This window comes from Inquilinus limosus DSM 16000 (assembly GCF_000423185.1).
In the GTDB taxonomy this organism is placed as follows: Bacteria; Pseudomonadota; Alphaproteobacteria; order DSM-16000; family Inquilinaceae; genus Inquilinus; species Inquilinus limosus.
In genome coordinates this window covers 1-13214 of record NZ_AUHM01000035.1, presented here as the reverse complement: position 1 = coordinate 13214, position 13214 = coordinate 1, and the positions used below count along the sequence as shown (strand labels likewise).

13 protein-coding genes and 1 tRNA gene are annotated in these 13214 nt (G+C 70.2%); 6 read left to right on the top strand and 8 right to left on the bottom strand.

Annotated elements, in window-relative coordinates:
* Window positions 1-31: 31 nt before the first annotated feature.
* Window positions 32-1000: a carbohydrate ABC transporter permease gene (locus tag G537_RS0124920; RefSeq protein ID WP_211230502.1), complete on the top strand. Its 969-nt coding sequence runs from the start codon at window positions 32-34 to the stop codon at window positions 998-1000.
* Entirely contained in the window at window positions 997-1824 is an 828-nt protein-coding gene (locus G537_RS0124915; RefSeq protein WP_026872422.1) for a carbohydrate ABC transporter permease, read from the top strand. The genes G537_RS0124920 and G537_RS0124915 overlap by 4 nt, the downstream gene beginning before the upstream one ends.
* Before the next feature lies 1 nt (window position 1825).
* Here G537_RS0124915 and G537_RS0124910 read toward each other — a convergent pair whose 3' ends face one another.
* The 4 genes from G537_RS0124910 to G537_RS0124895 form a co-directional block, all read right to left on the bottom strand.
* Complete coding sequence (locus G537_RS0124910; protein WP_026872421.1) at window positions 1826-3319, bottom strand: tripartite tricarboxylate transporter permease; 1494 nt, start codon at window positions 3317-3319, stop codon at window positions 1826-1828.
* A 4-nt stretch (window positions 3320-3323) separates the two neighbouring features.
* Window positions 3324-3791 carry a tripartite tricarboxylate transporter TctB family protein gene (locus G537_RS0124905; protein WP_026872420.1) on the bottom strand — a complete coding sequence of 156 codons (468 nt, stop codon included), beginning with the start codon at window positions 3789-3791 and terminating at the stop codon, window positions 3324-3326.
* Window positions 3792-3805: 14 nt separating this feature from the next.
* On the bottom strand, window positions 3806-4774 hold the full coding sequence (locus G537_RS0124900; RefSeq protein ID WP_026872419.1) for a tripartite tricarboxylate transporter substrate binding protein: 969 nt from the start codon (window positions 4772-4774) through the stop codon (window positions 3806-3808).
* A 75-nt stretch (window positions 4775-4849) separates the two neighbouring features.
* The gene (locus G537_RS0124895; protein ID WP_026872418.1) at window positions 4850-5659 is read right to left on the bottom strand and encodes an HpcH/HpaI aldolase family protein; all 810 of its coding nucleotides are present in this window, start codon (window positions 5657-5659) and stop codon (window positions 4850-4852) included.
* A gap of 138 nt (window positions 5660-5797) precedes the next feature.
* On the opposite strand from G537_RS0124895, the gene mnmA reads away from it, so the two are divergent.
* The 3 genes from mnmA to G537_RS0124880 all read left to right on the top strand — a co-directional run bounded on the left by mnmA (window position 5798) and on the right by G537_RS0124880 (window position 8275).
* Window positions 5798-6925 (top strand): tRNA 2-thiouridine(34) synthase MnmA, encoded by a 1128-nt coding sequence (mnmA, locus tag G537_RS0124890; RefSeq protein ID WP_026872417.1) that lies wholly within the window; start codon window positions 5798-5800, stop codon window positions 6923-6925.
* Between the two features lie 35 nt (window positions 6926-6960).
* On the top strand, window positions 6961-7263 hold the full coding sequence (locus G537_RS0124885) for an SCP2 sterol-binding domain-containing protein (protein ID WP_026872416.1): 303 nt from the start codon (window positions 6961-6963) through the stop codon (window positions 7261-7263).
* A 97-nt stretch (window positions 7264-7360) separates the two neighbouring features.
* Window positions 7361-8275 (top strand): DMT family transporter, encoded by a 915-nt coding sequence (locus G537_RS0124880; protein ID WP_026872415.1) that lies wholly within the window; start codon window positions 7361-7363, stop codon window positions 8273-8275.
* Here the strand turns inward: G537_RS0124880 and G537_RS39740 are convergent.
* Together G537_RS39740 and G537_RS0124870 are read right to left on the bottom strand one after the other, a co-directional pair.
* On the bottom strand, window positions 8272-9588 hold the full coding sequence (locus tag G537_RS39740) for a M16 family metallopeptidase (RefSeq protein WP_051249095.1): 1317 nt from the start codon (window positions 9586-9588) through the stop codon (window positions 8272-8274). The two genes, G537_RS0124880 and G537_RS39740, sit on opposite strands and share 4 nt — an antisense overlap.
* A 19-nt stretch (window positions 9589-9607) precedes the next feature.
* Entirely contained in the window at window positions 9608-11047 is a 1440-nt protein-coding gene (locus G537_RS0124870) for a M16 family metallopeptidase (RefSeq protein ID WP_034852936.1), read from the bottom strand.
* A 113-nt stretch (window positions 11048-11160) separates the two neighbouring features.
* Here G537_RS0124870 and G537_RS0124865 point away from each other — a divergent pair.
* A tRNA-Met gene (locus G537_RS0124865) sits at window positions 11161-11235 on the top strand.
* 235 nt (window positions 11236-11470) lie between these two features.
* On the opposite strand, the gene G537_RS39735 is transcribed toward G537_RS0124865, so the two are convergent.
* Window positions 11471-12274, bottom strand: a complete 804-nt coding sequence (locus tag G537_RS39735; RefSeq protein ID WP_051249093.1) for a hypothetical protein — start codon at window positions 12272-12274, stop codon at window positions 11471-11473.
* A 179-nt stretch (window positions 12275-12453) separates the two neighbouring features.
* A partial coding sequence (locus G537_RS42320; RefSeq protein ID WP_051248114.1) for an OmpA family protein occupies window positions 12454-13214 on the bottom strand: 761 nt, incomplete at its 5' end.

The window sequence follows — 13214 nt, the reverse complement described above, 5'->3', positions numbered from 1 at the left end:
CTCCCCTCGCGGGAGGGGGCAGGGGGTGTCGATGACGAGTGCCCAGATCCGCCAATCGATGACCGATCGTTCGGTGAATTCCCGTTCGGTCCTCGCCCGCCTCCCGCTGTTTCGCACCCTGCGGGACGGCAGCGGCTTCGACGTGGCGCTGGTGCTGTGCGCGGTCGGCTACCTGCTGGTCTTCGCCGCCTTCCCGCTGGTCTACACCGTGATCATGTCGCTGCAGCAGGTCGACATGTTCTCGCTGGCCTCCTTCGACCGGCCCTTCGTGGGCCTCGACAACTACCGCGACGTGTTCTCCAGGCCGGAGGCGCTGCAGATCCTGAGGAACACCGCGCTGTTCGTGGTGCTGTCGATCACCTTCCAACTGAGTATCGGCTTCGGCCTGGCGCTGTTCTTCCAGCAGCCCTTCCCCGGCGCGACCTATATCCGCGGCGTGTTCCTGGCCGGCTGGATCATGCCGGCCCTCGTGGTCGGCGCGATCTGGAAATGGATCTTCGCCGGCGATTTCGGCGTGCTGAACTATGCCCTGACCAGCCTCGGCCTGGCCGGCGACAAGATCTTCTGGCTGTCCGACCCGGACGTGGCCCTGTTCGCCGTGATCATCGCCAATATCTGGCTGGGCATCCCGTTCAACATGATCCTCCTGTCGGTCGGCCTCGCCGCCATCCCGCGCGACCTGTACGAGGCGGCGGAGATCGACGGCGCCCGGGCCTTCCGCCGCTTCCTGCACATCACCCTGCCGCTGATGCGGTCGACGCTGGGCGCCGTCATCGCGCTCGGCATCATCTTCACGCTGCAGCAGTTCGATCTGATCGCGGCCCTGACCAAGGGCGGCCCGGCCAACGCCTCCAATGTCGCCCAGTACTGGTCCTGGCAGATGTCGTTCGAGACCTACGAGATCTCGGCCGGCAGCGTCGTCGCCGTGCTGATGATCGCCCTCGTCATCCTGGTCGCGGCGCTCTATGTCCGCTCGACCGAGCGGGAGCACGCGGCATGAGGACGGGATCGATCAAACCCTTCGTCCTGCTCGGCCTGGCCCTGGCCTTCGCGGCGATCTACCTGTTCCCGCTGTACTGGATGTATGCCACGGCGCTGAAGTCCGGCAGCGAGATCTTCGCCTTCCCGCCGAGCTTCTGGCCGACCGACCCGCAATGGCAGTTCGGCCGGATCTTCGCCGAGCACGCGATGGACCGGTACCTCTGGAACTCGCTGCTGATCGCGATGGGCACCACGGCGCTGGCGACGCTGATCGGCACCGGCGCCGCCTATGCCCTGTCGCGCCACCGCAACGCCTGGACGGCCGTGGCCCTGTTCCTGGTGCTGATGCTGCAGGTGCTGCCGCCGTCGCTGATGGTGACGCCGATCTTCGTCGCCTTCAGCCAAGTCGGTCTCCTGGAGACGCCCCGCGCCGCCGTGGTGCTGGCCCAGACCGCCAAGGTGCTGCCGCTGTACATCGTTCTGTGCCGGTCGACCTTCCTGCAGGTGCCGCGCGAGCTGGAGGATGCGGCGCGGGTGGACGGCGCCTCGCGCATCGGCGCCTTCCTGCGCATCATGATCCCCCTCGCCCGCAACGGCATCCTGGTGGTGTCGGTGCTGATCTTCCTGCAGTCCTTCGGCGAATACGTCTATTCGCGCTCGCTGATCGCGGCGGAGACTCTGCAGACCGCGACGGTCGGCCTGTCCTCCTTCATGGGCCCGAACACCAACGACTGGGGCGGGATCATGACCTATGCCGCGATCTACGTGACCCCGATCCTGATCGTCTTCGCCCTGCTGCAGCGCCGGATCGTCAGCGGGCTGACGGCCGGGGCGCTGAAGTAGGTCAGGCCGGCTGCGGCCGCAGCGCCCGCCGCAGCCCGGCCAGCAGCACCAGCGCCCAGATCGCCACCGCCACCACCCCGAGCGCGCCGGCGATCGGCCGCTCGAAGAAGGCGAGGACGTCGCCGTCCGCCTTGATCATCGAGGTGAAGAAATGGTCCTCGAGCATCGGCCCGAGGATCAGGCCGAGGATCATCGGCGCCACCGGGAAGCCGTTCTCCTCCATCACGAAGCCGATCACGCCGAAGACCAGGATCACCAGCACGCCCAGCAGTGAGTTCTCGATCGCGAAGGCCCCGACGATGCAGAACATCAGGATCAGCGGGCTCAGCAGGCTGCGCGGCAGCAGCAGGATCTGCCGCGCCGCCCGGATGGTGGCGAGGCCGAGCGGGATCATGACGATGTTCGCCAGGATGAAGATCAGGAAGATGGCGTACATCTGCGGCGCCTGCTCGATGAACAGGGTCGGCCCGGGGTTCAGCCCCTTCAGATACAGCACGCCGATCGTGATCGCGGTGATCGAATCCCCGGGGATGCCGAAGACCAGCGCCGGCACCCAGGCGCCGGCCAGGGCCGAGTTGTTGGCCGAGCCGCTTTCGATGATGCCCTCGACATGGCCGGTGCCGAACTTCTCCGGCGTCTTCGAGAAGCGCTTGGACACGGCGTAGGACATCCAGGCGGCGATGTCCGCCCCGGCGCCCGGCAGGATCCCGACGATGGTGCCGAGCACGCTGCCGCGCACGAAGCCGAGCGGATAGGTGAAGAGCAGCTTCAGCTGGCCGGCCAGGACGTTGCCGGAGGGCTGCCGCGCCACCTCGACCGGCTGGCGGACCGCCAGGACGGCGCGCATCACCTCCGACACCGCGAACAGGCCGACCATGACGTTGATCGGGTTGATGCCGCCCATCAGGTCGACGCTGCCGAAGGTGAAGCGCGGCACGCCGGCCGGGTTCTGCAGCCCGATGCAGGAGACGAAGAGGCCCAGCAGCAGCGCCGCGAGGCCCTTGGTGACCTGGGCGCCGGAGATGAAGACGGCGCAGGACAGGCCGAGCAGGACCAGCCAGAAATACTCGAAGGAGCTGAAGCTGAGCGCGAAATCGGCCAAAGCGGGCGCCGCCAGGATCAGCACCGCGGTGCCGAACAGCCCGCCGAGCGCCGAGAAGAACAACCCGGCGCCCAGCGCCATCTCCGCCCGCCCGCTGCGGGTCATGGCATAGGCCTCGTCGGTATAGGCGGCCGAGGCCGGGGTCCCGGGCATGCGCAGCAGGCAGCCCGGGATGTCGCCGGAGAAGATCGCCATCGCCGTCGCGGTGACGATCGCCGCCACCGCCGGGATCGGCGGCATGAAGAAGGTGACCGGGATCAGGAGCGCCGTCGCCATGGTCGCGGTCAGCCCCGGAATGGCGCCGACCAGCATGCCGTAGACGGCGGAACCGGCGATCACGGCCAGCACATAGGGGTCGAGGACGAGTTGAAGGGCCTGCAGCAGATCGGTCATCGCATCACCCCAGAAGCAGGCCCAGCCAGCCGCGCGGCAGCGGCACCCGCAGCCCCCTGGCGAAGCCGAGATAGAGGCCGACGGCCATGACCGCGGCGAATGTCGCCGCAGTCACGAGCCGGGCGCCGAGCGTCGCCGCCAGCACCAGCAGGAGGACGAAGGCGGTCGGCACGAAGCCGATATGGTCGGCCGCCAGGATGTAGACCGCCGGCGCCGCCAGGGTCAGAGCCAGGTCGCGCCAGGATCGCGGCGAGCGCGCCCAGTCGCTGAGGCTCAGCGCCGGGCTGCGCTGCCGCAGCCCGGACAGGATCAGCGGCAGGGCGGTGACCGCCAGCGCCACGCCAATGACGAGCGGGAAGGATCCCGCTCCGAAGGCCTGGCCGGGCATGGGCGGATGCCCTGCCGCGGCCCAGGCGATGGCGATGCCGGTCAGCAGCAGGACGGCACCGAAGATCGCGTCGTTGAAGCGCACGGGGACGGATCCGGCTACTTGGCGAGGCCGGTGGCCTTCATGACCTCGCCGAGCGCGTCGTTCGAGGCCTTCATATAGGCCGCGAACTCCTCGCCCAGCGCCACCTTGGTGCCGAAGCCGCGCGACTTGACCATCTCCTGGTATTCGGCGCTTTGCACGATCCGGCCGATCGTCTCGGTCAGCTTCTTGGCGACGTCCTCCGGCATGCCCTTCGGCCCGCCGACGCCACGCCAGGCGCCCATGGTCCAGCCGCTGCCGGTCACGCTCTTCAGCGTCGGCACGTTCGGGTAGAGGGCGCTCGGCTCCGCATCCATGATCGCCAGCGCCTTGACCTTACCGGCGTCGATCAGCGACCGGGCCTCGGGCAGCGACACCGGCGTCAGGTCGACGCCGCCGGCGACGAGGTCCTGCAGCCCCGGTGCCGCGCCCTGGCTGGGCACCCAGGTCACCGCCGCGGGGTCGAGACCGGCATCGCGCAGCATGCCGGCCAGGGCCAGGTGCCAGATGCCGCCCTGCCCCGTGCCGGACGCCTTGAGCTTGCCGGGATTGGCCTTGACCGCCTCCAGCAGCGCCTTCACATCGCCGTGCGGGGAGTCCGCCGCCACCTCGATCGCCGCCGGGTCGGCGTTGATCAGCGCCAGCGGCGTGTAGCTCTCCCAGGTCAGGTCGGTCAGCCCCTGCCAGTGCATCATGTTGATCTCGACCGTCAGCGTGCCGATGGTGTAGCCGTCGGCCGGCGCGGTCGCGATCGCGGTGTGGCCGACCACGCCGCTTCCGCCGGTGCGGTTCACGACATTGACCGGCTGCCCCAGCTCCTTCTCCAGGAAGGAGGCGAGGATGCGGGAGACGGCGTCGGTGCCGCCGCCCGCGGCCCATGGCACGATGTAGGTGATCGGCCGCTCCGGCCACTCCGCCTGCGCGGCGGGCGCCGCCACGGCGGCCAGCACGGTGCCGGCGAGGCCGGCGATCACGGTCTTGAGCATGGTTTCCCCCTTCTGTTTGTCGTGATGTCTGGTCAACCCCGGTCTTGGCGCCGGGTTCGAGGTGCGGCCTCCGGATCAATAGCCGCCGCCCTTGGCTTCTTTGAGGCCCGCACCCTCGCGATAAGCCTTGTATGCGGCAACCGAGTCCGAGGCCGCCTGGCGCAGATAGGGCACGTCGCCGCCACCCGTCACCATCTGATATCCGCGGTCGAACAGCTCGGCCCAGGTGGCGGCGGAGCTGGGCACGGTGCCGAGCGGCGTGCCGGTCGGCCGCACCGCGTCCTCGATCTGCTTCACCAGATCCTGCACCCGCGGGTCGTGCAGCTGCTCCAGGAGGCCGATCGAGCCGCCGAGGTCGTTGACGCCGATGAAAACCATGTCGATGCCGTCGACCCGGGCGATCGCCGCGGCCTCCGGCACCGCCTCCCTGGATTCGATCTGGGCCAGCAGCAGCAGGTTGTCGTTGGCCTTGCGCATGTACTCCGGCTCGAAACCGTAGGTCGAGGCGCGCACCACCGGCGCCGCATAGCCGCGCCGGCCGGCCGGCGGATAGCGGCAGGCGCGGACCAGCGCCTCGGCATCGGCGGCGCTCTCGATCATCGGCACCATCAGGCTGTCGGCGCCGGCGTCCAGCACCCGCTTCAGCCAGACCGGGTCATGCGCCGGCACCCGCACCACGGCCGGGGTGTCGGCGGCCTGGACCGCACGCAGCAGGTCGATGGTGTCGTCGATGCCGCCGGGCCCGTGCTCGGTGTCCAGGATGACGAAGTCGAAGCCGGCATGGGCCATGATCTCCGCCACCGTGGGCGAGCCGCTGCCGATCCAGACGCCGAACAGCTTGTCGCCGCGGCGCAGCCGTTCCTTCAACCGGTTGGGGCGAAACATTCCGGGGTTTCCTCCTCGATTCGGTCGAAGTGTAGGACCGACGCATCATGTCGGACAATAACCGCCATTCTTCCGGCCGAGCAGCCGTCGATCGGGCGGGTTTCGGAAACCGGCCGCGATCCCTATATTCTGCCGGCCATGAATTCTCTCGGTTTCGACAAGCCTCCGGCCGCGACGCGGGTCGTGGTCGCCATGTCCGGCGGCGTGGACAGCTCCGTCGTCGCGGCCCAGCTTGCCGAGCAGGGCTACGACGTGGTCGGCATCACGCTGCAGCTCTACGACCACGGCATCGCCATCCAGCGCAAGGGCGCCTGCTGCGCCGGCGCCGACATCTACGACGCCCGCACCGTGGCCGACCGCATCGGCTTCCCGCATTACGTGCTGGACTACGAGAGCCGCTTCGGCCAGGCGGTGATGGACGATTTCGCCGACAGCTATCTGCGCGGCGAGACGCCGATCCCCTGCATCCGCTGCAACCAGCGGGTCAAGTTCCGCGACCTGATGGAGACGGCGCGCGACCTGGGCGCCGACTGCCTGGCCACCGGCCACTATGTCCGCCGGATCGAGGGGCCGGACGGGCCGGAACTTCACCGCGCCGTCGATCCCGGCAAGGACCAGAGCTATTTCCTGTTCGCCACGACGGCGGAGCAGCTGGCGTTCCTGCGCTTCCCGCTGGGCGGCAACAGCAAGGCCGAGACCCGGGCCGAGGCCGTGCGCCTGGGCCTCGTGGTCGCCGACAAGCCGGACAGCCAGGACATCTGCTTCGTGCCCGAGGGCCGCTACGGCGAAGTGGTGGCGCGGCTGCGCCCCGGCGCGGTCGGGCCGGGCGAGATCGTACATCTCGACGGCACCGTGCTGGGCCGGCACCAGGGCATCGTCAACTACACCATCGGCCAGCGGAAGGGCCTGGGCATCGGCGGCCGCAAGTCGAACGACGAGCCGCTCTACGTCGTCCGGCTCGACCCGGAAGCGCGGCGGGTGATCGTCGGCCCGTGGTCGGCGCTGGCGCGGCACAGCGTCGCCCTGACCGAGCTGAACTGGCTGGACCGGCCGCCCGGCCCGGAGGGCCGGCAGGTCGAGGCCAAGCTGCGCTCCGCCCAGGCACCGGTGCCGGCGACGGTGCGGCTGACCGGGCCGGATTCGGCGGTGCTGGAGCTGCACGCGCCGCAGCACGGGGTGGCGCCGGGCCAGGCCGCCGTGCTTTATGACGGCGACCGCGTGCTCGGCGGCGGCTTCATCGCCCGTGCCGAGCGCGCCGCCGCCTGACCCTCATTCCCGCGGACAGAAAGGACCTCTCGCCCATGTCGCTCGACGCCCTCGCCGAAGCCGTGCGCGGCCGCGCCGCCGGTGGTGCCCCGCTGGACGCCCGGGTCAAGTTCGACCTCGGCGCCGACGGCTTCATCGTGCTGGACGGCACCGGCCCGGCGCCGGCGGTGTCGATCGGCGACGCCCCGGCCGACGTGACGCTGAGCATGAAGGCGGAGACGCTGCGGCGGATGATCGACGGCAGCTTGAGCCCGACCATGGCCTATATGACCGGCAAGATCAAAGCCAATGGGTCGCTCACCGTCGGCATGAAGCTGGCGGCGCTGCTGGACGACTGAAGGCCGGCCCTCCGACACTTCGACGTACACCGCAGCGTCGGCGCACGACACGCGCCCACGCGCGGGGCATGGTGGGCCGGCAACCGAGGAGGCCCCCATGCCCGCCGATCGCGCCGCGCCGCCCCTGGCCGACTATCTGCTGCTGGCGCTGCTCGCCACCCTGTGGGGCGCGTCCTACAGCTTCATCAAGCTCGGCGTCGCCACCATCCCGCCGGTGACGCTGATCGCGGCGCGCACCCTGATCGCCGGCGGCATCCTGCTGCTGGTGCTGCGGCTGCGCGGCATCGCCCTGCCGACCGATGGGCAGACATGGCGGCTGTTCGCCGTCCAGGCGCTGGTCAACAGCACCATCCCCTTCGTCCTGATCGCCTGGGGCGAGACCCGGATCGACGCCGGGCTGGCGGCGATCCTGAACTCGACCTCGCCGATCTTCACCTTCCTGTTCACCTGGGCGGTGACCCGGCACGAGGCGGTGACCGGGCGCAAGCTGTTCGGTGTGGCGGCCGGCGTGGCCGGGATCACGCTGGTGATCGGCCTCGATGCCCTGTCCGGCGCCGGGCAGCAGCTTCTGCCGCAGCTCGCGATCGTCGCGGCCACGGTGTGCTACGGCATCGCCGCCATCTTCGGCCGCAACTTCAAGGACCTGGACCCGATGGTGCCGGCCGCCGGATCGATGCTGGCGGGCGCGGCGATGCTGATCCCGCTCAGCCTCCTCCTCGACCGGCCCTGGGCGCTGGCGCCCTCCGCCGCCTCGCTCGGAGCGCTGGCGGGGCTGGCCGTGGTCTCGACCGCCCTCGCCTTCGTGATCTATTTCCGGCTGATCGCCTCGCTCGGCTCGGTCGCCACCATGGCGCAGGCCTATCTGCGGGTGCCGGTCGGAGTGGCGATCGGCGTCGTCTTCCTGGGCGAAACCCCGGCCCCGACCGCGCTGTCCGGCCTCGCCCTGGTGGTGATCGGCGTCGCCGCCATGACCCTGCCCAACCGGGCGCTGGCGAAGGCCAAGCCGGCTTAGCTCGCCGGCGTCCCGACCACGACCGCGGTCGGGTCCTTGACCTGCAGGACCCGGGCCGCCACGGCCTTCACCTGCTCCGGTGTCACCGCCCCGATCAGGCCGGGATACTTGTCGATGAAGTCGCGGCCGCGGCCGGCGAGCTGCAGCGACAGCACGTAGGAGGCTAGGCCGTCATGCGAGGCGAAGCCCAGCGGATAGCTGCCGATCAGGTAGCTCTTGGCCTCGGCCACCTCCTGCTCGGTCGGCCCTTCCGCCGCCAGCTTCGCGATCTCGTCCCGGATCACCGACAAGCTCTCCCCCGCCTTGTCGGCCCGGGTGCCGGCGGTGATCAGCAGGAGGCCGGTGCGCTTCAGCTGGATCGTGTCGCTGTCGACCGAATAGGCCAGGCCGCGCTGCTCCCGCACCGCGCGGTAGAGCCGCGAGGTGAAGGTCGAGCCACCGAGGATGTGGTTCATCACGATCGACGGGAAATAGTCGGGGTCGTCACGCCGCGGCGCCGGGACGCCGAGCTGGATCGACGCCTGCGACACCGCCATCGGCACGGTCTCGGCCCCCTTGGCGGCCACCGTGATCTCCGGCACCGGCCGGCGGTCGCCCTTGGCCGGCAGGCCGCCGAAGACGCGGTCCAGCACCAGGCCCAGCGTGGCGGCGTCGATGTCGCCGACCACGGCCAGGCGCAGCCCGTCGCGGGCGAACAGGCGGCGGCGCAGATCCGCCAGGTCGTCCCGGCCGATCGCGGCGACGCTGTCTTTGGTGCCGATGCTCGGCCGGCCATAGGGATGGCCGGGGAAGGCGGCGGCGGACCAGCGGTCGTCGGCGATGGTGCCGGGGTCGTTCTCCTGGAAGTTCAGCTCGGCCATTCGCCCGGCCTTGATCCGGTCGAGGTCGTCCTGCTCCAGTTGCGGCTCGGTCAATGCCAGGCGCAGCAGCTCGAAGGCGGCGTCGCGCTCGGTGGTCAGCGTCTTCAGCCGGCCGCTGCTGTAGTCCTGCGAGGTGGAGAAGCCGAGCTGGATCGAGCGATCGGCCAGCGCGGTCTTGAAGCCGCCGGCGTCATAGGGGCCGGCGCCTTCCGTCAGCATCTCCCCCAGCAGCGAGGCCAGGCCGGCCTTGCCCTCCGGGTCCTGGGCGGCGCCGCCCTCGAAGGCGAAGGACACGGTGATGGCCGGCACGGTGTGGTCCTCGACCAGCCAGGCCTCGATGCCGCCGGGGCTGACCACCCGGTCGATCGTGGTCGCGGCGGCGGGCATCACCGTGGTGAGCAGCAGCCCGGCCCCGACAAGGGCGGCGCGCAGCGGGGACAGAATCGGTTTCATCGGCATCATCCTCGCGCGTTCAGGGCTGCTTCGCCTGGACCGCATCCGCCGGGCGGGTGAGGAGCCCGGTGACGGAGCGCGGCGGCTGCAGAATGGTCCGCGCCGCCTGCTGCACGTCGGCGGCGGTGATCGCGGCGATGCGGGCCGGCCAGCCCTGCACGTCGGCGACGCTGCGGCCCAGCGCCGCGGCCTCGCCGAAAACCCGCGCCAGGGCCCCCGGATCGTCCTGGCCGTAGATCGCGCCGGCCAGCAGGCGGCGCTTGGCCCGCGCCAGCTCCTCCTCCGGCACCGCCTCGTCGCGCACCCCGGCCAGCACCGCATCCATCGCCGCCTCGAGCTCCGGCAGCGTCGTCTCGCCGCGCGGCACGGCGTAGACGGCGAAGGGGCTGTAGTCGAGCATGTCCGGGTCGTAGCCGGCGCCGGCCATCGCCGCCTTGCCCTGCTCGGTCACCAGGGCGCGGTAGAGCCGGCCGGTCTCGCCCGACAGCACCGCCGCCAGCACCTGCAGCGCCGCCGCCTCGCCCGGCGCCGCCGTGACCACCGACGGGGCCAGGTAGTTGCGGCGCAGATAGGGCTGGCCGGCGCGCGCGTCGGTCAGCTCCAGCCGGCGCGGCGCCGGCGGCTCCGGTTCCTTCGGCCGGATGCGCTGCGGCGGCTCGGCCCGGCGCTTGACCGGACCGTAGATCTCCTCGGCCAGCTTGCGCACCGCCTCCGGATCGACGTCGCCGGCGATCACCACGGTGGCGTTGTTCGGCGTGTAGAAGCGGTCGTAGAAGGCGATCGCGGTCTCACGCCGCAGCGCCTCGATCTCCGCCGGCCAGCCGATCACCGGCGCCCGGTAGGGGTGGTTGAGGTAGAGCACGGCGTTCATCGCCTCGCCGAGCCGCGAGGACGGCTCGTTCTCGATCCGCATCCGCCGCTCCTCCAGCACCACGTCGCGCTCGGCGTTGACCCGCTTCTCCTCGAGCACGAGGTTCTGCATCCGGTCGGCCTCGTAGCGCATCACCAGCGGCAGGTTCTCCTTCGCCACCGACTGGTAGTAGGCGGTGTAGTCGGCCGTGGTGAAGGCGTTCTCGACCCCGCCCAGCGCCGCCAGCTCCTGCGAATAGCCCTGCGGCTTGGATTTGGTGCCGTGGAACATCAGGTGCTCGAGGAAATGGGCGATGCCGGACTGGCCCGGCGCCTCGTCGGCGGCGCCGACGCGGTACCACACCATCTGCGTTGCCACCGGGGCGGTGCCGGCCGGGATGACGATCAGCTGCAGCCCGTTGCCAAGGGTGAAGCTGCGGGCCTGCGGCGCGATCCGAAGGTCGTCGGGCAGCGGCGCCGGCGCCGCCAGCGGCGGCCCGCCCGCGGGTGGCGGCGCCGCGGTTTCCTGAGCGAAGGCGGGGATGGCGACGGCGGCGCCCAGGACCAGGGCGGCGGCGAGCCGGCGGAGGGAGAGGCGCATCGCGGTCATGCGCCCTTGGTACCGGAAGCGCCACCCGCGCCGCAAGCCGACGCACCGTCGCGCGAGGCGTTCCGGGCGGCTTGACAGCGGCGGCGGCGGGCGCGTATACGCTCGGGCCCGATGGCTGGGTAGCTCAGTGGTAGAGCAGGGGAATCATAATCCCTTGGTCGGGGGTTCAAATCCCTCCCCAGCTACCATCGAATTTCCCCCACTCGGCGGCCCGCGACGGAAACCGGCGGGTCGCCGAGGAGGGCCGACAGCCGGCCGCTGATCTCGATGGCCAACCCGCCCGGTCTCGCGGGGTCGGGATGAATAGCGACGGTCTCGACCAGATCTCGGATCGCCTCTTTCGCCCGCGAATCGTCAGAGCCCCATGAAACAGAGGAAGACTGTCTCGCTCAACGGCGGGGTCCGGTCGTAAGCGCCGTCATATCATCCTCGCGAGCCGTATCTCGGATCATGCGCTCGCAACCTGACGCTCTCGGCGAAATTGCCGCGGAACATGTGCTGCCCGAGATGCCCCAGATCGGACTGCAGATCGGCATGGACCTTGCCGCCGACGTCGCGCCACCGCCGGCAGAAGGCGTAGTCCTCCGACAGGTAGCGCCGGGTGTCAGGGTCCACCATGCAGTCGAAGAACAGCCAGTAGAACGGCGCCTCCGGATTGTTCGGCGGCCCGTCGGGGACGTAGTTGAGCTCCGGATAGCGTTCCATCAGCCGGCCGAACACATGCCGCTTGATCACCATGAAGCCGGTCGGCGCCTCGGCCACCTCGATAAAGCCGTCCTCCGAGACGAACTTCATCAGCGGCTCCGCTCCGAGGCCGACCGGGTTGAAGGGGTAGTCGGTGTAGAGCGTCTCGAAGGACTCCTTCGTCGTGCCCGCTGGCACGCCCTGCTGCGGCCAGTTGAAGCGCTTGATCGGGTAGACCCCGGCAGCGACGTCGTGGTCGGAGAGCAGCAGGCGGATCGCGGCCGCGGGCTTGAAGACGATGTCGGAGTCGATCCAGAACAGATGCGTGTACTGCTCGTTCATCAGGAAGAACTTGACAATCTCGTTCCGGCCACGGGTGACCAGGCTCTCCGAACGCATGTGCAGGGTGGCCCGCAAACCGAGCCGGACCGCCTCATGCGTGAACTCGAACAGGCTCGTCACGTAGTTCATCGAGACGGCCGAGATGTAGCAGGGCGTCGCCAGGAGCACGTTCATCGACTGGAGGGCGGAAACGGGGAGCATTCAGAGCCTCGGTTGTCTCGTCTCGATCGATGATGGTCTGGAGCTGCCGCCCGACGCCCCCGGTCTCGCCGGAAACGGAAAGGGCCATGATCCGTTGGGGACTCCGGATCACGGCCCCGCTCGCCCAGACTCGTGGCGGCGCTGCCGCGGAGACTCGGCGGGCAATGTCGCTGGAACGCTCAGGTGCAGACCCATTCGTGGATCTCGCATTGATTGGCATCGCCGCCGCAGATCGCGGTCGCCTTCTCCTCCGCCTCCCGCCGGGTCTCGGCCGAGGCCGCGCCCCAGGCGGCCGGGCGGCTGGCGGCGGGAGGCCTGCCGACCGACAGGGCCGCGCAGTGCTCGTAGGGGAAGCCGGTCTTGTCGTCGTCGTCATACCAGTGGCGGTGGTTGCGGAACAGGGTCACCACCTTGCAGTCCTGGCCGCCCCGGTGGACGCAGTGCCGAAGGGCGATCTCCTGCGCCTCCTCGGGCTTGTCGGCGCCCCAGAAGAAGCCGCGCTTCTCGTCGGTCACCGAATAGGCGATGGCGCCCCAGATCCCTGGGCCCTGCCCGGCCGCCGGCGCCGGCCGTGTCGGCGACAGGACGATCTCGACGCGACGGTTCTGCGGCTCGCGGACGCCGTCGGCGGTCGGGACGAGCGGATCGGACTCGCCGACGCCCTTGACCGCGATCAGGCTGTCGGCGACGCCGTCGGCCACCAGCTCGCGACGGACCGACTCGCCACGCCGAACCGAGAGGGCCTGGTTGTACTGGACCGAGCCCGAACGGTCGGTGTGACCGGTGACGTCGATGCGGGTGGTCCTGCCCTGGAGGGCGTCAGCCGCGGCCGAGGCCACGATCCGCCTGGCTTCCGGGGTCAAATGCGAGCTGTCGAAGTCGAAGAACACCACGTAGCTGCGGTCGGGAACGGTATCGACCGCCTCAACCACGGCCGGCG